The organism is Pelosinus sp. sgz500959, assembly GCF_042610375.1.
In the GTDB taxonomy this organism is placed as follows: Bacteria; Bacillota; Negativicutes; order DSM-13327; family DSM-13327; genus CTSoil-075.
Genome location: NZ_JBGJZL010000016.1, coordinates 39,970 through 61,170, shown reverse-complemented (window position 1 = coordinate 61,170; position 21,201 = coordinate 39,970). Strand labels below are relative to the sequence as shown.

General features: G+C 39.1%; 20 protein-coding genes. 2 read left to right on the top strand and 18 right to left on the bottom strand.

Features of this window, described 5'->3' with window-relative positions; all coding sequences use genetic code 11:
* Positions 1-18: 18 nt before the first annotated feature.
* The 7 genes from ACAN52_RS19215 to ACAN52_RS19185 all read right to left on the bottom strand — a co-directional run bounded on the left by ACAN52_RS19215 (position 19) and on the right by ACAN52_RS19185 (position 7,025).
* A complete protein-coding gene (locus ACAN52_RS19215; protein WP_378956588.1) occupies positions 19-1,314 on the bottom strand; it encodes an acetyl-CoA hydrolase/transferase family protein in 1,296 nt (431 codons plus the stop codon).
* Complete coding sequence (locus ACAN52_RS19210) at positions 1,283-1,612, bottom strand: hypothetical protein (RefSeq protein WP_378956586.1); 330 nt, start codon at positions 1,610-1,612, stop codon at positions 1,283-1,285. Before ACAN52_RS19210 ends, ACAN52_RS19215 begins: the two co-directional genes overlap by 32 nt.
* Positions 1,613-1,894 (bottom strand): NifU family protein, encoded by a 282-nt coding sequence (locus ACAN52_RS19205; protein ID WP_378956585.1) that lies wholly within the window; start codon positions 1,892-1,894, stop codon positions 1,613-1,615.
* Positions 1,895-1,942: 48 nt separating this feature from the next.
* Complete coding sequence (locus ACAN52_RS19200; RefSeq protein ID WP_378956584.1) at positions 1,943-3,397, bottom strand: 4-hydroxyphenylacetate 3-hydroxylase family protein; 1,455 nt, start codon at positions 3,395-3,397, stop codon at positions 1,943-1,945.
* 61 nt (positions 3,398-3,458) lie between these two features.
* Positions 3,459-4,871, bottom strand: coding sequence for a hypothetical protein (locus ACAN52_RS19195; protein WP_378956583.1), 1,413 nt, complete (start codon positions 4,869-4,871; stop codon positions 3,459-3,461).
* Positions 4,872-5,182: 311 nt separating this feature from the next.
* The gene (locus ACAN52_RS19190) at positions 5,183-6,595 is read right to left on the bottom strand and encodes a sigma-54 interaction domain-containing protein (RefSeq protein WP_378956582.1); all 1,413 of its coding nucleotides are present in this window, start codon (positions 6,593-6,595) and stop codon (positions 5,183-5,185) included.
* Positions 6,596-6,689: 94 nt separating this feature from the next.
* Entirely contained in the window at positions 6,690-7,025 is a 336-nt protein-coding gene (locus ACAN52_RS19185; protein ID WP_378956581.1) for an ArsR/SmtB family transcription factor, read from the bottom strand.
* A 193-nt stretch (positions 7,026-7,218) separates the two neighbouring features.
* On the opposite strand from ACAN52_RS19185, the gene ACAN52_RS19180 reads away from it, so the two are divergent.
* Positions 7,219-8,940 (top strand): SulP family inorganic anion transporter, encoded by a 1,722-nt coding sequence (locus tag ACAN52_RS19180; RefSeq protein ID WP_378956580.1) that lies wholly within the window; start codon positions 7,219-7,221, stop codon positions 8,938-8,940.
* Between the two features lie 104 nt (positions 8,941-9,044).
* On the opposite strand, the gene ACAN52_RS19175 is transcribed toward ACAN52_RS19180, so the two are convergent.
* From ACAN52_RS19175 to ACAN52_RS19150, 6 genes are all read right to left on the bottom strand, one after another.
* Complete coding sequence (locus tag ACAN52_RS19175; RefSeq protein ID WP_378956579.1) at positions 9,045-9,470, bottom strand: Fur family transcriptional regulator; 426 nt, start codon at positions 9,468-9,470, stop codon at positions 9,045-9,047.
* 163 nt (positions 9,471-9,633) lie between these two features.
* Positions 9,634-9,960: a spore coat protein gene (locus ACAN52_RS19170; protein ID WP_378956578.1), complete on the bottom strand. Its 327-nt coding sequence runs from the start codon at positions 9,958-9,960 to the stop codon at positions 9,634-9,636.
* Positions 9,961-9,980: 20 nt separating this feature from the next.
* Positions 9,981-10,178, bottom strand: coding sequence for a ferritin-like domain-containing protein (locus ACAN52_RS19165; protein WP_378956577.1), 198 nt, complete (start codon positions 10,176-10,178; stop codon positions 9,981-9,983).
* A 132-nt stretch (positions 10,179-10,310) separates the two neighbouring features.
* Complete coding sequence (locus ACAN52_RS19160; protein WP_378956576.1) at positions 10,311-12,104, bottom strand: carbon starvation protein A; 1,794 nt, start codon at positions 12,102-12,104, stop codon at positions 10,311-10,313.
* A 159-nt stretch (positions 12,105-12,263) separates the two neighbouring features.
* Positions 12,264-13,022, bottom strand: coding sequence for a LytR/AlgR family response regulator transcription factor (locus ACAN52_RS19155; RefSeq protein WP_378956575.1), 759 nt, complete (start codon positions 13,020-13,022; stop codon positions 12,264-12,266).
* The gene (locus ACAN52_RS19150) at positions 13,015-14,712 is read right to left on the bottom strand and encodes a LytS/YhcK type 5TM receptor domain-containing protein (protein ID WP_378956605.1); all 1,698 of its coding nucleotides are present in this window, start codon (positions 14,710-14,712) and stop codon (positions 13,015-13,017) included. The genes ACAN52_RS19155 and ACAN52_RS19150 overlap by 8 nt, the downstream gene beginning before the upstream one ends.
* Before the next feature lie 226 nt (positions 14,713-14,938).
* On the opposite strand from ACAN52_RS19150, the gene ACAN52_RS19145 reads away from it, so the two are divergent.
* Complete coding sequence (locus ACAN52_RS19145; RefSeq protein WP_378956574.1) at positions 14,939-17,110, top strand: Tex family protein; 2,172 nt, start codon at positions 14,939-14,941, stop codon at positions 17,108-17,110.
* A 59-nt stretch (positions 17,111-17,169) separates the two neighbouring features.
* On the opposite strand, the gene ACAN52_RS19140 is transcribed toward ACAN52_RS19145, so the two are convergent.
* The 5 genes from ACAN52_RS19140 to ACAN52_RS19120 form a co-directional block, all read right to left on the bottom strand.
* Positions 17,170-17,637 carry a nucleoside deaminase gene (locus ACAN52_RS19140; RefSeq protein ID WP_378956573.1) on the bottom strand — a complete coding sequence of 156 codons (468 nt, stop codon included), beginning with the start codon at positions 17,635-17,637 and terminating at the stop codon, positions 17,170-17,172.
* A gap of 207 nt (positions 17,638-17,844) precedes the next feature.
* Positions 17,845-18,309 carry a hypothetical protein gene (locus ACAN52_RS19135; protein WP_378956571.1) on the bottom strand — a complete coding sequence of 155 codons (465 nt, stop codon included), beginning with the start codon at positions 18,307-18,309 and terminating at the stop codon, positions 17,845-17,847.
* Between the two features lie 6 nt (positions 18,310-18,315).
* Positions 18,316-18,585, bottom strand: coding sequence for a hypothetical protein (locus tag ACAN52_RS19130; RefSeq protein ID WP_378956570.1), 270 nt, complete (start codon positions 18,583-18,585; stop codon positions 18,316-18,318).
* A gap of 104 nt (positions 18,586-18,689) precedes the next feature.
* Positions 18,690-20,306 (bottom strand): DAK2 domain-containing protein, encoded by a 1,617-nt coding sequence (locus ACAN52_RS19125; RefSeq protein ID WP_378956569.1) that lies wholly within the window; start codon positions 20,304-20,306, stop codon positions 18,690-18,692.
* Positions 20,307-20,338: 32 nt separating this feature from the next.
* Entirely contained in the window at positions 20,339-21,181 is an 843-nt protein-coding gene (locus ACAN52_RS19120; RefSeq protein ID WP_378956568.1) for a DegV family protein, read from the bottom strand.
* Between the last annotated feature and the right edge of the window lie 20 nt (positions 21,182-21,201).

Here is a 21,201-nt window from a genome sequence, read left to right as displayed (position 1 = left end):
TAAACACCTCCAGTTTATCTAGATCAGACCTTTTTCTTTTGCCTGGTTCCTTAAGATAGGGCGAAAGTCTGGATGACTAATTGCAATCAATGCAAGAGCCCGTTCTCTTAAGCTTTTCCCGCGTAATTCCGCTATGCCATACTCCGTTACAACATAATGCACATCATTACGAGAAGTTGTCACTGCGGCTCCGCGATCTAGTTCACAGGCAATACGTGATATTTTGCCACCCGCCGCCGTAGACGGTAATGCAATAATTGATTTTCCATTTAATGATCGACTCGCACCACGAATAAAATCAACTTGACCACCGACACCGCTAAATTGTTTACTGCCGATCATCTCCGCATTCACCTCGCCCATCAAATCTACCTGCAGGGCTGAGTTAATGGAAATCATATTGTGGTGCTGGCCAATAATACAAGGATCATTAATATAGTCGACAGATTGTAGTTCTACATCAGGATTATGATCCACAAAATCATATAGCCGCTTAGTACCCATTAAAAAGGTCGCCATAAATTTTCCTGGATTAATATTTTTCTTCTGATTGGTAATTACGCCAGCTTCAGCTAAGGAAACTACACCATCCGAAAACATCTCAGAATGAATTCCCAGATCTTTTTTGTCAGTTAAAAATAAAAGTACTGCATCCGGAATAGCACCAATACCTAGTTGCAACGTTGCCCCATCTGGAATGAGCCCCGCCACATTTTCTCCAATCGCTTTCTCAATGTCCCCAATCTTTGGTGGCCTAAGCTCAATCAGGGGCTCATCATACTCAACAATAAAATGAATGTCATCTAAATGAATTTCAGCCCCACCCGTCCTTGGAAGACACTGGTTGATTTGAGCAATTACAATTTGGGCACATTCTGCCGCAACTTTAGTGTAATCCGCTGAAACACCATAGCTACAAAATCCTTGTTCATCAGGTGTAGTAATCTGAATCAAAGCAACATCAACAGGCAATATTTTTTCCTTAAATAACCGAGGAATTTCAGAAAAAAAACAAGGTGTAAAATCTGCTCGTTTTTCTTCTACGGCTTTTCTTGTTGTCCCACCTACGAAGAGAGCGTTATGCCTAAAACTTTTTTCCATTTCTGGTTGAGTATATTTAGCGGGTCCCATTGCGACCATATGAACAATTTCTACATTTTCAACTTCAGATGCTCTCGCCACTAATGCTTCAATCAATACTTGCGGTTCGCCACAAGCATGACCAGTGACGACTCTATGACCAGATTGTATGTGCTTTACAGCTTGCTCGGCAGATACAATTTTATGTTGATACTTTTCTTTCCATTGATTCAAAATAAGCCCCCACTTTCATCACAATTTCGGTGACAAGTTGTTCTTCATTTATAGTCATTGCATCAAGTGTATTTGCAGCAACTACAACTGACGGATGATTGCTCTTCTTATTTTTTACTGAACAATTAGCCGTACATCCGCTCAAATAAATCACAAAATCAACATCCAAAGAGTTATAACAAACTTGATAATCCTTGGACTTAAGTATGGTTACTACCTGAGCGGCGACTTGCCCTCGATCAATCCGCGGATTACAGCCACCACAAAAATGAATGCTAATTCGCCGATTGTTCGTCATTTATCCTTTGCCCTTCCGCAATATTTTTAACGCTTGATGAATTAGATCATCACTAACCTGATATACAGGTATAACACCTTTCAAATTCGGGTATACTTCTCTTAATTTTCCTTCAACAACCTCTGACATGGTTTGCTCAGCACCGGGGCATGTTGCACATGCCCCACTCAGTCTTACTTTAACAAACCCATCAGCTGTGACTTCAACAAATTCAATATCTCCATTATGTGCATGCAGCGCTGGACGAATCTGCTCTGCAATCACTTCTTGTATTTTTTCCATCGAATAATCCTCACTTGACTTTTAACGTTAACTCATCATGATGTCACCTTATTTTTTAGAGATACCGGCAATCACTTTAGCCAATTCTTTTTTCTGCTCAATATTACCTTGACGAGCAATCATAATCCGTTGTGCTTGCGGTGAACCGGCTCCATGCATGGATTCTGTACGATAGCCAACTGCCGCAGTGCCTAATGTGATATTTTCAATCAAGCGTAAAACGCGCAGACGATGTTCTGTAGATACAGAATTTACACCACGGAAATATTTCTCGACGACCTTTCCAATTTCGGGATGGTGTAAATCTTTTTCTGATGGCATGGTAACCATTAAACCGCCAGCAATATCTTCCGCTAGGCGAGCAATTTCATAAGGAAAACGAGTTACATTTTGTTTACAAACGTTAGCAAGTAACAGATCAATTATATAATTACCCGATGCCGTCTTGTGCCCTTCAGCAGAACACGCAATACCGCAGGCATACAATGTTTCATTCAAATGCATCATTTCAATCAGTTTATCCTTAACATGAGAAGCCCGCGCTGCACCATTATAATCAGCTGCTAAAGCTGCCGCACCAATTAATACATCACCGACACCCACTTTACAGCCACCATAACTTTGGCGATGATATCCAGCGAAACGTTCTACCAAGGCACCACTAAATTCGTACTCTCCACACATAAAGACGTTTTCCCATGGAATAAATACATGATCGAATACCATCAGCGCTTCGTGACCGCCAAACTGTTTATTACCAACATCAATATCTCCGCCTTCAAGTTTGCGAGTATCACAAGATTGGCGTCCATAAATATAGAATATTCCTTCTGCATCTGCCGGTGCCACGAAGGAAACAGCATAATCAGCATCTTCTTTCACCATGGCAATGGTTGGCATCACTAAGATCATATGGGAATTAATAGCACCTGTTTGATGGGCTTTTGCACCACAAATAACAATACCATCTTCTCTTTTTTCTACAATATGAACAAACAAATCAGGATCAACTTGCTTGCTTGGAGATAGTCCGCGATCACCTTTAGGATCAGTCATAGCACCATCGACGGTCCAATCTTCTTCTTGCATTTGTAATAAGAATTTAGTAAATCGCTCATGATAAGTCGTACCGAGCTTTTTGTCCATTTCGAAAGTTACACTATCAACCGCATTAATTGCATCCATACCAACACAGCGTTGAAAGCAAGCTGCTGTCTTTTGACCTAATAAACGCTGCATCTTTACTTTTTTTACAAGATCATCAGCACTTTGGTGAAGATGGCAAAAACGATTTATTTTCTTACCCGTAAGGTGAGACGTCGCTGTCATCAATTCTTCATATTGAGGATCTTGGGCCAATTCATAAGTCATTTTCACAGAATTCATGGATGGTCTAATAATGGGATGATCTACACAGTTTTCCACTAATTCACCTTGCAAGTACACCTTAAAGTTTAATTTTCGCAAACTTTCTTCATATTGCTCAGCTGTTTTAAAAGACATAATAATACCCTCCTAAATGATATTTATTAAATTTTTATTATATGACTCAAATTTAAAAATCTTATTCAGAGTCAATTCGACTATTGAATACGGGGTCTTTATTGACATCATATGTCGACCAATTGCGCAGAAAATCTTTACCATAGATCAATATCGAGAGAACAACACCTACTGCAAATGCAAATCCAGCACCACGGGAAATCAATACGGAAGCAACAATCCCCGCCACACCCAGGTCGTTAAAAGTACGAGCTTTCAAAACACCTACCCGAATGGCTACATATCCTTGCACTAACATAGTAAGGGAAAGAGAAATAGGCAGGATTGGTTTTACTAAAGTGACAATAGGCATTAAAAAATAACTGCAAAATGTACCGAGCCTAAAGGATGCTACACCACCAAATAAGCTATCCATGGCTTCTCGACCATGTTTATATCGTTCGCAAGTTACAACTTGCATCGCTGCCCACAACGGACCGCACATGGACAAATCTGGACCTAGCATCGACATGCTAATATTGCGAATGCCACAGATAATATTATTACGATTTGCATCATAATGAACGTTTTCATCACCATGACGGAATTCACGGGCTTCATCAATCAATGCTTCTGCTTGAATTAACTCACCAAAAAGTACGACATATGTTGCTGCTACTAAAGGAAATGCATCAGCAAATAGGCTTAGAGGCGGCCATCCAATTCTTGCAGAGAAAGGAGTCCACTCGGTAAATAAAGTGTAAAATTGAGGAATGGTAATACTCCAAGTGATCGTAGGCCATGGCAATTCTCCAAGCAGCGGTGCAATGATGATTGCTAAAACAAGTGCTGGCATAAGACCTAAATCAGATAAATATTTAAAAATAATGTGTTTATTTCTTAAGGTTTTAAAATGATTGGAGAATAGAATATAAAAAGCAAAACCAATTGCAATCGTAATGGTCCATGGGTAAGAATCAAAACGTCCTCCTTTTTCAAAGACCAATCTCACAGCTGCAATCCCAGCGCCAATTAAGATACCAGCCTTTAAAGCATCAGGTACGATATCAACAAATTTTTTCGCTAACCCTGTTGCTCCCAAAAATAATGCAAAAATACCTAATTCCATTTCAAATGCAATCAGAGCATGGATTCTATCCACCCCTTCAGGGAAGGCTTTAAGCCACAATAGCAGTAATGGTATTGCTGGTGTAATCCAGCCAGGAATAACAGGATCTCCCAAATGAGCATGCCATAAATAAAAGAAACCATTTAAGATAACTACCGTAATGGCAATTTCAAAAGGCATGCCCAGATATTCTTGTAACACTGGAATAATACCTAAGCATACAGCACACATCAATAATCCTTGAATAAAATCAGGTACTTCAAAACGATAATGGATAAATGGCAATCTCAACTGAAATGGACCAAGCGGAATATGAGGTTGAACCTCACCAAAATTGCGTTTATAAGTAGGACCTAACCAGCTCATAATAACACCCTTTCCTATTCTTTTTTTATTCAGTATCTTGACTCATTCCGATCGTTCAAAATCACCCCCTTGTCATGATTACTCATTACTACTTTGCTCATCGTCTTAACGTTCACTTTATACTATTTTAATATTGCAACTATCATGCCAAAATAAAAAAACTAGGAAACACCCGCGGGTTTCCTAGTTTTTAAACTATTTAGATAATTCTTTTTATTGTGCAATAATGCAACATTTTTTCTTAGTTCATCGTTTTTTCTTACTCTATTATTGACTTTGTGCATAGTTGCTACAGTAGTAATAATGCAACATTAAGCTTTTCCTAGCTTATATCGGACCACCTTGCGAAAAATAGTCGTTCGGTCGACACCCAATATCTCAGCGACTTTTTGCCAAGATTTATATTCGTTATAACTCTCAGCTAAGAGATATGCCTCAGTTTGTTCTACAGCTTCTTTTAACTTTGTTCCTCTTTTCGGCAAAAATATTTTATTTCCAATATTCTCTGGAAGAAGATTAGCCGTCATCTCTTCACTCGGTGCTGTCACCACCATGCGTTCTATTACATTTTCTAATTCGCGAACATTACCTGGCCATGGATAACTCATTAATTTATCAATAACTTGGGGCATAAGTTTTTTGTTATAGCCAAAACGATGATTAAATTTGTCAATAAAGTGCATTGCCAATAAGGAAATATCTTCTTTACGCTCACGTAATGGGGGTAGATAAATGGGTACAACCATCAATCGATAATATAAATCTTCACGGAAAGTCCCTTTTTTGACCATACTGCTCAGATCTCGATGTGTAGCAGCAATAATTCGTGCATTAATAGGAATGGTCTTTGTACCGCCAACGCGCAAAACTTCTTTTTCTTGTATTGCTCGAAGCAATTTGACTTGCAATAGTAAGGGTAAATCTCCTACTTCATCAAGAAAGAGAGTTCCACGATGTGCTAATTCAAATAAACCTGGTTTACCTTCTTTCCTCGCTCCAGTAAATGCTCCCCCCTCATAACCAAATAACTCAGATTCCAGCAATTGTTCAGGAATGGCAGCACAGTTAATTTTAATAAAAGGCTTCGAGGCACCTTTCCCTTGTTTGTGAATGAGCTTGGCAATTAATTCTTTACCAGTACCTGATTCACCATTGATCATCACTGTCGAATCCACATCAGCAATTTTCATTGCAAGCTCAACAACTTGCGCCATCTTACTACTGCGAGAAATCATTTCCTTATCTTGAATATGTAGGGATCGCAAATGAGATAATTCAGCTTTATATTTCAAGGTTTGCTCTTTTGTTTTTAGCAATTTACTTTGCAAATCAGCTAATTCTGTAATATCCCGCACATTCGTTACAACTCGAAATAAGTTGCCGAGTTCATCAAAAATTGGATTTCCTGTCACTAATATCTTACGATTTTTTTTGATTGTTTGATTTATCGTTATGGTTTCAAGTTTCTCCATAACTAACACAGTCACAGATTCATCATAATATCCTTCCTCTACAAGGATTTTAACATTTCTTCCTAATACTTCATTTACTTTAATACCTGTAATACGTTCATAAGCACTATTAACCCGCAGTACAACTCCCTCTCCGTCGGTAATGAACATACCATCATAAGAAGAACTGATAATTGCCTCTAGCTCATGAAATAATTCTTGTGCCAATGTTAATTCTGTAGGAAAATTCTCTCTATTCAGCACATCTAGCATCTACATTCCTCCTCAATCATAGTAAGAAACATAATTTTAATGTCACTCCTGTGCTAGAAATGACATTAAAATTCTTTAAATATAAACAATCTCTCTATACTAATGATTCTTTATGAAAACGATCCAACATGCTAATGGTATCAATAAGATGATTATTAAAAATTTGCCGAGCAATCCCAAGCAGCTCTTTGATCATCGGATCTTGCAAAGAATACAACACGCGCGTTCCTTCTTTGCGTGCTGTGACAATTTTTTTATTACGCAAAATAGCCAATTGCTGTGAAATGGCTGATCCTTCTACACCGCATAAAGATTGTAACTCATTAACATTCTTATCGCCCTCACATAAAATTTCTAAAATATGGACTCGCAATGGATGGGATAAAGCTTTAAAAAATTCAGCCTTAAATTGTTGAACTTCGCGATTCATGAGTTCACTCCTTCTTTACTTACTTTATTATCAATGACATTTTATCTTCAAATATTCAAATATTCAAATCTATAAACTTTATAATACTATATATATATAAACATTTCAACATATTGTTATTGCACATATTTTTGATATAGGTGTATAATAGTGGACATATCTATTTTCTGGGGAATTTGAAAGGGGTTTTCATATGCCACGTGCCATCCGGGTACCACTTAAACGTTATTTTACTCGTTTTTTCAAAAAAGATCTACTTGCAGGTCTTACTGTCGGTGTTATTTCATTACCACTTGCCATGGCATTCGCCATTGCCTCTGGCGTCAATCCAGAGCATGGTATTTATACTACAATTATTGCTGCTTGCTTAGTTGCCTTATTTGGTGGCAGTAAATATCAGGTCGCAGGTCCTACAGGTGCTTTTGTTCCTATATTATTATCCATTGTCTTAACCTATGGCTATGAAAATTTACTCATTGCTGGATTTATTTCTGGAATTATCTTAATTGTAATGGGTTTTTTAGATATGGGTTCATTAATCAAATTCATACCACGCTCTGTAACAATAGGATTTACAGCGGGTATTGCCGTAAATATCTTTACTGGTCAAATTGGTAACTTTTTAGGTCTGACAGGTCTTGAACGTCATGAAAGTTTCATTGCCAATATGAGTGACATTATTGTTCACCTTAATACGATCAATCCTTATAGCGCACTCACGGCATCCATCTGTTTGGCATTCATCCTACTTACACCACGTTTTTTGCCAAAAGTCCCTGGCTCATTGGTAGGAATTATCGTTTCAACCCTCATCGCTTCTATCTTTTTTCCTACTGATGTCAGTACAATTGCCTCAACCTTCGGCGGAATCCCCAGTAATCTACCGCAATTAAAAATTCCTACTTTTACCTTAGATAAGTTAAATCAATTACTTCAACCAGCACTGACGATTGCTATATTAGGAGCCATTGAATCTTTAATGTCAGCTGTCGTTGCTGACGGGATGTCAGGCACACAACATAACAGCAATCGGGAATTAATCGGTCAGGGTATCGCCAATATGGTGGCTCCATTATTTGGCGGCATCCCAGCAACGGGTGCCATTGCTCGTACAGCAACAAATATCAAATGCGGAGCGGCAACACGATATTCCATTATCATTTCTGCAATTTTTGTACTCATCACAATGCTCCTTCTTGCACCATATGCGGGTCTGATTCCACTAGCGAGTATGGCTCCAGTCTTAATGATTGTAGCTTATAATATGAGTGAACACCATGCCTTTATCAGCATTGTAAAAGTACGACCATTTAATGCTGGAGTATTATTAATTACATTTTTCCTTACTGTATTAGCCAATTTAACAGTCGCCGTAGAAATTGGTCTGCTATTGGCAATGATGAACTTTGTGAAACGAATGAGTGCCATTTTAGTGGTCACACAGGTCGTTCCAGACCAAGAGAATTATCTTGTTGAGATTTCGGATCAAGATGTGGCAGAAACACATGATTGCCCACAAATTAGTATTTTCAGCATTGAAGGTCCTTTATTTTTTGGAGCAGCTCAAATGTTTTCTCACAGCATTATGAACACCATTCATTATGATCCTAAAGTTATTATTTTGCGTATGAGTAAAGTTCCTTTAATTGATCTGACTGGTGAAAACCATCTTCGTACGATTGTTGAGAACCTACAAAAAAAAGGGATTATCGTATTAATGTGTGGTTTAAGTGGACAACCTGAAAAAAAATTAAAAACAACAGGACTTTATGAGCAAATTGGCCCTGATCATTTATTTCCTCATACTTCAAATGCCATAACCTATGCGATTGAACACATAAATAAAGATCATTGCCACAAGTGCAATAAGCATATTTTTAAAGAATGCTTGTTATCTGAAAAGAAGATATCTTAGTTGCTCTTACTTGTAATCGAGAAAGTGTTATACCTTCTAATTACGAAAAAAAGTCTGGCCATATTGACCAGACTTTTCTTAATGCTTATTTAGAAAATACGTTCTTAGTTTAACTCTTTACGCTGACAGCTCGGACAAATTCCATAGAAATAAAACTGTTGATTGACCAATTTATAATTAGTCCCCTGGGCTACTTGCTTCACAAAATCAACAGAATCAATATTGTCAACATCCTCGACCTGACCACATTCCATGCATCTTACATGAGGATGATCACTAGTATCAGCATCATAACGAAAACTATCTTCGCCTGCGTTTAGAATCTTTACTAATCCTATTTCTTTAAGAATCTCCATCGTCTTATAAACAGTTGCTAAACTCATTGTTGGGTACATCGCTTGGAGTTCATTAAAAATCATCTCCGCATTAGGATGTGAGTGAGTTGACGCTAACATATTATAAATCGCTAGCCGTTGGGGAGTCACTTTAAATCCTTTTTCGCGGAGTAGAGAAGTTATACAGATTTCCATATACTCACCGCCTATCTATTAAATTCATTACTATTAGAAAACAATTATTGAATAATTATATCTCTATTCTAATATAGATGAAAAAGTATTGTCAATAGAAACCTTAGTATAATTAATCAGTCCTGTGAAGTATTTTCACAGGACTGATTAATTATACTAAGGTTTATTGTAATTGACCACTAAATTTACTTTGCACTTGGCTAATTTGTTGAGCTGTAGCATTTTCTACACTATAAAACCCTTTTTGCTGCATTAAATCAAAGACTTGCTTCTGTTGATTATAAACATCACCAAGAACAGTCATGTAGTCACGTCTAAGTTGTTCATTGGTAGATTCTAAAATAAAGGAATTAAGGGCTTCAGCAGTATGCTTACTTTCATTTAATGCAAGCTGAAGAATATCTTTATCAGCAAATTGTGTACCTTGTCCACTTTGCATTCTTTGCCCTTGTTGACCTGGTTTTTGACTTTGTTGATTGACTTGTGCCATAAAATCACCTCATTTCATTATTATTGTAATGTTTGCCCTGCATTTAAATGTTTACTCAACGTTTGAAAATGTTGTTGATTTTTTTGAGCCATTTGTTGAAATAATTGTTTGCTTTGATTGCATTGGATTGTGCTAGCAAAATTATTCAATGCATTAATCGTAGTCTGTTCCATACCTAAAATATCCTCGAGTTGCATCAATTCTTTTGAAGATAACATTCAAATACCTCCTCTCAATATTTTGCTTTGTTCACGCCTAATCTAGTATTCACTAGATATAAAAATCTTATGTACAACTTTTTGCGCATAAAAAAAACCGTCTGATAGAATCAGACGGTTTCCAAAATTTACTTAACCAACTTTAGTTTTAATTGGTGAACTATTTGCCTTTTGTTCAGCGCTAATACGTAACCAAGTACGCACTGCATCACTGATAACAAATACAACTAATACAATCATAACCGCGCTAGCGCCTGCCAGCAGATAATTATTTTTAGGCAAGTAGTTTGTTGTGATATTAAGATAACCTGCCGCTACAGTCGTGACTGCCAAGAAACTCATAGGAGTAATCGTAGTCCAAGCATAACGACCTTTACCCATTCTAAATAACATGGTTGTACCAATCGCAAGGGACATACTAGCAAGGAGTTGATTTGCTACACCAAATAATGGCCAAATCGTCGATATGGATCCACCATATACTAGATAACCCCAAGAGAAGGACATGAGAGCACTAGCGCCAACCAAACCAGGCATCCAGTGAGGATCTTTTAATGGTTGATACACCATGCCACCAAGTTCCTGAATCAAATAACGTCCAACACGTGTACCTGCATCAATGGTTGTAAGAATAAATAAGGCTTCAAACATAATGCAGAAATGATACCAAAAGGACATGAGATGCTCAAGACCAGGAATCTTAGCAAAAATATAAGCCATCCCTACAGCAAGGGATACAGCACCACCTGGGCGTCCAGCAACATTTTCACCAACCATACTAGAAAGACTGTTCAAATCAAGAGTTTGCATATTGAGAGTTGCAAACACTGCCGGAGTTGTATTGATCGCAAAATAATCTCCTGGGAATAAACTTGTAGCCGCAATCAAAGCCATTAAGGCTACAAAGGACTCGACTAACATACCGCCAAAACCAACGGCACGTATTTCAGCTTCATTCGTTAACATTTTAGACGTTGTACCTGTGGCAATCAGAGCATGAAAGCCTGAAATCGCACCACAAGCAATTGTAATGAATAAAAATGGCCATGCAGGACCTGGAATAATCGGACCACCACCACTAATAAAGGAAGTGAACGCTGGCATTTGGATTTCAGGTTGTACAATCAAAATACCTAAAGCCAAGGCTAAAATGGTACCAATTTTCATATAAGTACTTAAATAATCACGAGGTGCTAAAAGTAGCCATACAGGAAGAGCTGCAGCAACGAAACCATAAACGGCCATCATTACTGATATTTGCCCTTTACTAAAAGTAAAATAAGGTGCAATCCAAGAATTCTGAACCATAGGACCAACGAATACACCAAGTAATACTAAAGATACACCAATCACAGTACCTTCGCCAATTTGTCCTGGACGTAAATACCGTAAATAAAGTCCAATAAAAATCGCAATAGGAATTGTTACACCAACAGTAAAGGTTCCCCATGGGCTATCATACAAAGCATTGACAACAGCAATGGCAAGTCCAGCCATTGTAATAATTAAGATAAATAATACCGCAACGCTTGTAGCTATGCCAGACGCTTTACTAATTTCTTTTTTTGCAATTTCAGCAATGGATAAACCATCATATCGGACAGAAGCAAATAAAATGACCATATCATGGACTGCCCCAGCAACCACAGCCCCTACTAACAACCAAATAGTGCCTGGTAAATAACCAAATTGGGCTGCAAGCACCGGACCAACGAGTGGACCTGCACCAGCAATGGCTGCAAAGTGATGACCAAACGTTACCCATTTATTGGTGGGCACATAATCATGACCATCATTCATACGCACGGCTGGAGTCACTCGGTTAGAATCAAGAACCAATACTTTCGTCGCCATAAACGCGCCATAAAAGCGGTACGCCAACGTCAGCACTAAGGCCGCTACAATAACTAAATAAATAGCATTCATAAAAAATCCCCCTTTATAAAATAAACTGAATCTTTAAATGAATCATACATGCCTTTTGTCTTTCTAGATAGTACAATCGTATCAATAGAACAAATTAACACCTGATTGGAAACAATTAGAGGGTCAATAGAAAATAGGCAAAGCTTATCACTTTGCCTATTATTTCAAACCTAACATTTCTTTGATCTCTTTGATCTGACTTTTACTGACTGGAATTTCTGCTTCATGATCACCTTCAACTTTTAGCCAGTATGTCCCCTTAAACCAAGGAACTACTTCCTTAACTCTATCCATATTAACAATATAACTTTTATGCACTCGCACCAAATTGGTATGAGCAAGTCTCACTTCTAGATCCGTTAATGTCCCCCCATAAACAAACTCGCCTACCATCGTCACCACATTGACAAGTCCTTTTTGTGTATAGGCATAAATAAGATCCTGATAATGAACCATAATGATTTTCCCGTTTTTTTCTAATGGTAGTTTTTTTATAATAATTTTTGTTTTACTTAAGGCAGTATCGATGCGCCCAACGGCTTCTAACCACTCATCAGGGTGGTAATTTTTGAGTCGTTCCACAGTGGTGTGAATACGGTGGCTTTCAAAAGGTTTTAAAATATAATCCACAGCTCCCACTTCAAACGCCCTCACAGCATATTCATCATAGGCTGTCGCAAAAACAATCAACGTTTCGGGAACAACAGTACGTAAAACAGAAGCCGTCTCCAAACCATTCATACCACGCATTTGTACATCGAGGAAAATAACATTTGGTTTTAGCTGAGCTGCCATGGTAATGGCAGCTGCGCCGCTATCGGCTTCCCCGATGACTTCCACTTCATTTTCCAAAGACAACAGATATTTAAGTTCATCTCGGGCTGGACTTTCATCATCAACACTCAAAATCCTAAGCACACTCGTCCCCCTCATCAACCATTTTTTTAGGTATCCGCAATGTGACTGTCGTACCACGCCCCATCACACTTGCAATGGACAAACCATATCCTGCTCCATATTGCCCACGCAATCGTTCATGAACATTTGATAAACCAATGCATTCCGGTGCTGGTGCCGTGAGAGGGCATCGTCCTCCTACATCCATACCAACACCATCATCGATAATATTGATAATCATATCTTCATCGACTTCTGTTGCACTGATGATAATACGACCGCCATTTTCTTTAGGCTGTAATCCATGTTTAATAGCATTTTCCACTAAAGGTTGAATGGTCAAAAAGGGAATTCTACATTTCTCAAGGGCAGGAGAAATCTCTTCTTCGATTAATAATTTTTCACCATGCCGTGCTTGTTCAATCATCAAATAAGCCCTTACTTGCTCTAACTCTTCATTCAAAGTAATAATGCGCCCTGTCTTATGCAAGGTATAGCGAAACATTGCCCCTAGCTTAATCAATAATTCTCTAGCAAGATCTGGTTTAGTACGAACTAAGGATGTAATGGTATTAAGCGTATTAAAAAGAAAATGTGGGTTAATTTGGGCATAGAGAGCTTTAAGCTCGGCCCGCACAACTAGTTTTGCTTGCCTGTCAATTTCGGTCAATTCCAATTGGGTGGAAAATAAATGAGCAACACCAGAAGCAAATACTTTATCGGCCTGTCCAACTGCATTTGTCCGCGTATAATAGAGTTTGAGAGTACCAATCACATGATTGGCTCTCTTCAAGGGTACAACGATTCCACTGGCTAATTTGCAATTCACACAAGCGCAACCAATTCCAATCGGACTTTGGGCAATGTACATCTCTCCACTCCCGAGTACTTGCCGTGTAGAACTTGTAAGCCCTAAGGTATCCGGAGAATGATGAGCGGATTCAACGCCTACGAAAGCAAGAACCTGATTGCTATCGGTAATAGCAACGGCCTCATACCCACCTGCATCAAAAATAATTTTCGCTGTAGCCTGAGCCGATTTACGATCAAGCCCATGTCTAAGATATGGTAAGGTTTTTGTCGCAATATCAAGTGCTTTGTGAGATTGTTCAGCTCCCACTTGCTCTTGAGTATACATCGCTGTTTTAATAATCAACATAAAAATCGCAACCCCAAGAGAATTCACCACAATCATAGGAAGGGCAATGGCATCGACCAATTCTCGTGCTAAATCATAAGGACGAGCCGTTAGCAAAATAATTCCCATTTGCATGACTTCCCCCACAATACCAGCGGCTAATGCCATCCACCAAGGAATTAATTTTTCTGGATAATAACGATGGACCATTCCTGCAAGTAAACCTTCACATACATTGGAAATTCCACAAGAAAATGCAGTAAAACCTCCTAGCAGATAGCGGTGCCCTCCTGCAATAATCCCCGCTGATACCCCCATCATCGGCCCACCGATGAGTCCTGCTGCCATCACACCAATCACTCGGGAATTCGCTAAGGCATCACCTACGGGAATACCAAAATAAGTTCCCAAAATTCCAATTAAGCCAAATACAATGGTAATGGCCGCCTGTTCACCTAAACTTCCTTGACGATAAATCATCCGTCTAAAGATTGCAAATTGCGATAATAAAAAAGCGAGTGTAGCAGCAACACTCATACGTTCAACCATTTTCCATAATAAATAATGATCGATAAACATCATATCATGTCACCTCATCTCAATAGGATAAAACAATACCCAAAAAAATAATATCATGTACGAACGCACCAAGCAATATCATCAGAATTTCTTATTTAATAATCTCCTAAATTTTATCAAATGCGTTGAAACTCTACCTTACTCAAGTCTTCTTTAGATGATAAAGTATTTTTTGTGATATAATATAGAAACTATCTAAAAATCATAAAGTTGGTGCATTATGTTACATACTGATATTACTACATTAATTGCTCGTGAGCTAGGAATAAAAGTTCCACAAGTTATTGCTACGATCAAGCTATTAGACGAAGGAAATACCGTTCCTTTTATTGCTCGCTACCGAAAAGAAGTGACAGGTGAGCTTGATGAAGAGCAACTTCGTACGACGGAAGAAAGACTTCAATATTTACGCAACTTAGTCAAACGCCAAGAAGATATTATTGCCACGATTGAAGAGCAAGGCAAATTAACACCTGAGCTGACAATCGCGATTAATGGAACTACGAAGTTACAAGACTTAGAAGACCTATACCTACCATTTAAACAAAAAAAACGTACTCGTGCACAAATTGCACGGGAAAAAGGTTTAGAGCCCCTCGCTGAAATGATCCTTGCCCAACAGTTAAAAGAAGGTCTTCCTCTAGATATTGCCGCCTCTTATATTAATGAAGAAAAAGAAATTAACACTCCTGAAGAAGCTCTTGCTGGTGCTTCTGATATTATTGCAGAAATGATCAGTGAGCGGGCTGATATTCGTGCTCTCCTGCGAAAGAAACTTTGGCAAACAGCTGAAATTAGTACGTTGCTTGCAGTCACAGAAGATGCTGGGAAAGAATTCCTGACCTACAAAGAATATAAAGAACCTGTAAATCGTATCCCTTCTCATCGCATTTTGGCAATTAATCGGGGACAAGCGAAGGATGTGCTCAAAGTCCAACTTGTCGTTCCTCATGAAACCAATATTGATCTGATTAACCGCGAAATCAATAAGGGAGCATCTATTTTTAGCGAATGTATTTTAGCTGCAATCACAGATGGTTACAAGAGATTGTTATTACCTGCACTGGATCGAGAAATCCGTTCCTTACTAACGGAAAATGCAGAAAAGCAAGCCATCCGTGTATTTGGACTTAATCTTCGCCAATTACTCCTTCAACCACCCTTTGCTGGTCATACGGTCATGGGACTTGATCCGGGCTATCGTACTGGTTGTAAAACCACAGTAGTAAGCCCTACAGGCACAGTCTTGATGACAGGTGTCATCTATGTCACTATGGGAGAAGGGCAAAAAGAGAAATCGGCCCAAACAGTTCTTGAAGCCATCAAAAAACATGGCGTGACATTGATCGCTATTGGTAACGGGACCGCTTCCTATGAAACGGAAGAATTTACGGCCCAGCTCATTAGCAATCATAATCTGCCTGTTCATTATCTCATTACCAATGAAGCAGGAGCATCCATCTACTCAGCGTCTAAACTCGCAAAAGATGAATTGCCTGACCTTGATGTTACACTTCGTGGTGCAGTATCCATTGCCCGCAGGGTACAAGACCCTCTAGCCGAACTAGTCAAAATTGATCCCAAATCCATCGGCGTTGGCCAATACCAGCATGATGTCAATCAAAAAGAACTCAGCGGCACCTTATCAAATGTTGTAGAATCAGCCGTAAATCATGTCGGTGTAGAGCTCAATACGGCTTCCATTGAACTTTTAAAACATGTCTCAGGTATTAACGCAACAGTTGCTAAAAATATTGTCGCTTATCGCGATCAAAATGGCTCTTTTAAAAATCGAGCCCAACTCCTAAAAGTACCTCGGTTAGGACAGGCTACCTTTGTCCAATGCGCTGGTTTCTTACGCATTAAAGAAGGTGATAATCCTCTTGATAATACACCTGTTCATCCTGAATCTTACAAACTTGCTTCTACTGTTTTAGATAAGCTAGGCTTTTCGCCTAAAGATCTTAAAGATAAAGAGACGCTCCAAGTTATCCAAGAAGCCGCTAAAGAAGCCAATGTTGCTCTCTTGGCTACCGAACTCGAAGCTGGCGAACCTACCCTTCGTGATATCTTAGCAGCTCTTGCCAAACCTGGTCGTGATCCTCGGGAAGATATGCCTGCTCCAATGACTCGTAAAAACATTGTCAAATTATCAGAATTAACACCTGGTGCGATTGTAAAAGGCACGGTGCACAACGTCATTGATTTTGGTGCTTTCGTCGATATTGGTATCAAAATCAATGGTCTTATCCATCGTTCAGAACTCAGCCACAAAAACTTCCGCCATCCACTCGATATCGTTTCAGTAGGCGATATTGTCGATGTCATGATTCTCAGCGTTGATGAACAGCGCAACCGTATCGCGTTGAGTTTGAAACAGGTACCACGCTAAAATAGATGACTATAATAAACGCCCACATCTTCACACAAGATGTGGGCGTTTATTTTTATTTAATAACCGACTTTGTCTTCTTTAGTACGCCATAACTCAAAACTCTTCAGGCATTCCTCACGATCTTGAGGAATCAACTTTAGAGAATCACTATATAATTCAGGATTTTTTATAAATTCATAAATGAGATTATCATCAAAACCGATCCTCGCAGCATCTTCCTTCGTACAACCATAATGTATCGTTTTGATTCGAGACCAAAAGATAGCTGACAAACACATAGGGCAAGGTTCACAAGAGGAATAAATTTCACAATCTGATAAATCAAATTTTCCTAATAAAGCTGCAGCTTTCCGAATGGCAACCACTTCAGCATGTGCTGTTGGATCATTTGTCTTAAGAACTTCATTATGGCCTTGGGCAATAATAACGCCATCTTTAATAATAGCAGCACCAAAAGGCCCCCCTTCATTCTTTGTCATGCCATGAAAGGCTTCTTCGTTAGCAACTTCCATAAATTTATTCACCAAAATCCACTTCCTTCTCAACTATGATTTAGCAGCTCATTACGGATTAACTCTTTCACTATCAATTTATAATAAAAATTAACAGTATATTCTCATTATAACATCAATGAACAGCTATCTAAAGTCCTGATTATACGATGATCGATCGCCCTAAGCATACTGCAAAAAAATAAGGGAAAACTTGATTTCAACCAAGTTTTCCCTTATTCATCGATCTTTATTCCGACTTTTATTCCACAAATAGCGGATACCGAGCACGACCCCACCAATCATTATAAGATTCATGAGCATACCGAATATAGATGATCCTCCACCCATATGACTTGAACCAAATAGATTGCCAAGCAGACTACCTGCAAGCATACCACCACCAAACATACTGGCATTACGCCAAAAGCTATTTGTTGACGATGGAGACTGAGTTCCCTGCTGTACACTAGGCGCTACTTGTTTCTCTGGCGCCTTATCACCATAACTATTGGCTGGTGCGGAAGGTTTATACTCTCCAGCATTATTCGCTGGTGCTGTTTGCTTATTTAATGAAGGAGTTGATGTGGACGGTTTGCTACTACTACTAGAAGAAGGTTTCGCTCCCGAACTACTAACAGCAGCTAAACACACTGTACTTCCAAGCATGAGTAGCATCAGCGTGAAAGCTATGACTTTTTTCATAAACCACTATTCCTCCTTATGGACTTTCACATCTTCCGGAAAGGCATAAATGGCTGATAAATTAGGAAGTTCACCTAATAAATAACGATCAATATCATGAATATCAATAAAGAAGGAACAATTAACTTCCAAATAACCCTGTTCCTTATCTTTAGCTAATTTTTTTAAATGCTCACGTAATTTATGACTTTCTGCTTCTGAGGCCGTAACATCTAACGTCACTAGTGGCACACCATAGTCCCGAAGCACATCTTGTAAACTTATTCTTTGAGACATAAAAATCTCCTTTCCTTAGTCAGGATAACCATCAAAAACATTATACACCCTATCCCTTTATTATATACACAATGAGTTCAAAAAGGAAGAAGTAAATTCTATTTTTACTCAATGCTGAAGATGAAATGATAATGGGGTTGTCCACCGAAATATAACACTATTTCTAGATTCGGTAAATCACGTCTCAAGGATTCGGTTAATTCCTGGGCTTCAGTTTCAGCAAGATCAGCACCATAATACAGGCTAATCATTTCATGTTCGGGCTGCAGTAATAAATTTACCATTTTGCTCAAGGCAATACCGACTTCATCCGCATCCACCATCACCCGATTGTCCACTACACCAATGAACTTTCCTGACACAACAGTACGCCCATCAACCATACTATCTCGCACTGCTGTTGTAACGGCAGCCGCAGTTACGTCGCCAAGACGACTCATCATACGTTCAATATTCGTAGCCATATCTAGCTCAGCATCAAAAGCTACTAACGCAGCAAGGCCCTGGGGAACATTGGTCGTCGGCACAATTTCGACCCTGTCACCAAGTAATTTTTTTACTTGTTCAGCGGCTAAGATGATATTTTTATTATTAGGCAAAATAATATACTGTGCCCCATTCCCCCGATGTACAGCATCGACAAAATCTTCAACAGGCGGATTCATCGTCTGCCCGCCCATAATCACAATGCCAGCACCCATTTGATTCATGATTTCAGCCACCCCAGAACCTGCAGCTACGCTAATCACAACAATGCCAGTAGCTTCTTCTTCAGGAGTTATGGACATTTCTTGACGGTGCTGATGTTGATCAGCCATATTGTCAATTTTGATATCATGCAAAGTACCCCAAGCTGTCGCTAATTCCAATATTCCACCAGGATGGGCCGTATGAATATGAACTTTCAAAAAATCACTGCCTTGGGCTACAACAAGAGAGTCTCCCATATTATGCAAGTGTTTTTTCACATCAGCAGTGCTAATACTTGCCCGTTTAACCAAAAATTCCGTGCAATAAGGATGGACTAAATCAACTTCCAACGCATTAGGAAAATCTGCCTGCAAATGACTATCAATATTCGCTTCAGGTCCACTATATTCGCCACCCAAACCTTCAAGACAACCTGATAAAAATACGATCAATCCTTTACCACCAGCATCGACGACTCCAGCAGCTTTTAAAATCGGCAACAATTCAGGAGTTCTTTCAAGTTCCTGCTCACCTGCAGTAATTGCACAAGTTAAAATCTCAACAAAAGATAAACGATCACGTACTGCCTGCTGAGTCCCCTTAGCAATGCCTTTCGCAACAGTCAAAATTGTCCCTTCTACTGGTTTTGACACTGCTCGATAGGCATATAAGACACCATATTGAAAAGCTTTACCAACCTCTGCTGATGTAGCTTGTTGTTTACCACTCAAACCACGGGCAATCCCACGAAAAATCTGGGATAAGATCACACCAGAATTACCCCGCGCTCCCATAATTGCACTATCGGCCGCCCGCTTACTCAATGAACCAATATCACTATCAGTGGCTTCACTAACAGCCCGCGCCACTGATCCTAGGGTTAATAACATATTGGTACCTGTATCACCATCAGGAACTGGGAAAACATTCAAACTGTTAATGTATTCATGTTCACGCATAAAAGTCTGATAGGCTCCTATAATCATCTGGCGAAAATCATTACCAGTAATCCATTCCATTTTTTCCTGCACTATGAATCCCTCCCACTTACCAAAATACTGCTTTATTTTATTTTCTCTTGAAAAACAACCCCGATCATACCGGGTCCTAAATGGGCACCCAATACGGAGCCAATCCCAGCATGGAGTATGGGAACATCTGGATATATTTCTTTGACTCGCTCTACAATCATCTCTTCTTCAAGAGGAGCATCCACATTACCAATACCAATATACTCTAATTCATTATAGCGCTTAAGCTCATCAAGCATCCGAGTCACTGCTCTTTGTTTCGTACGTACTTTATCTAAAACTGCAACTTTACCATCTATTAAATGAATGACTGGTCTAATTTGAAAAATAGTACCAAATAACGCAGCAGCCCCACCAATACGTCCACCCTTATATAAATAATCTAAGGTATCAACCAGAATGAGGGTATGTGTTGCTTCAACCATCGCTAATAATTTACTAATGATCACGGAAGTCTCCATACCAGAATCCGCCATTGCTAATGCCCCTTTAGCCAGTTGCACCATTCCAATGGAGGCTGTACTCGAGTCAATAACATGCATTCGTTTTTCATCAAGCATCTTGGCTACGGATCTTGCACCTTGTGCAGTGCCACTGAGCCCACCTGATACTGCAATCACAATAATTTCTTTGCCCGCCTCAAGCAAGGGTTTACATATCTCAATAAAATCACCCGGCGCAGGCTGTGAAGTTTGAGGATGTTGTTTACATTCCTTAGATCTCCTAAATAACTCTGCGTTGGAAATCTCATCTTCAGGCCATTCTTCTTCACCGATCCGTACTTTCATAGACACACTATGTAAATTAGGATGTTTTTCAAACATTTCTTTCGTAAGCTGCGCACTAGTATCAACAACAATGTGAATGTGGGACACAATCTAACTCCTCTCAATAT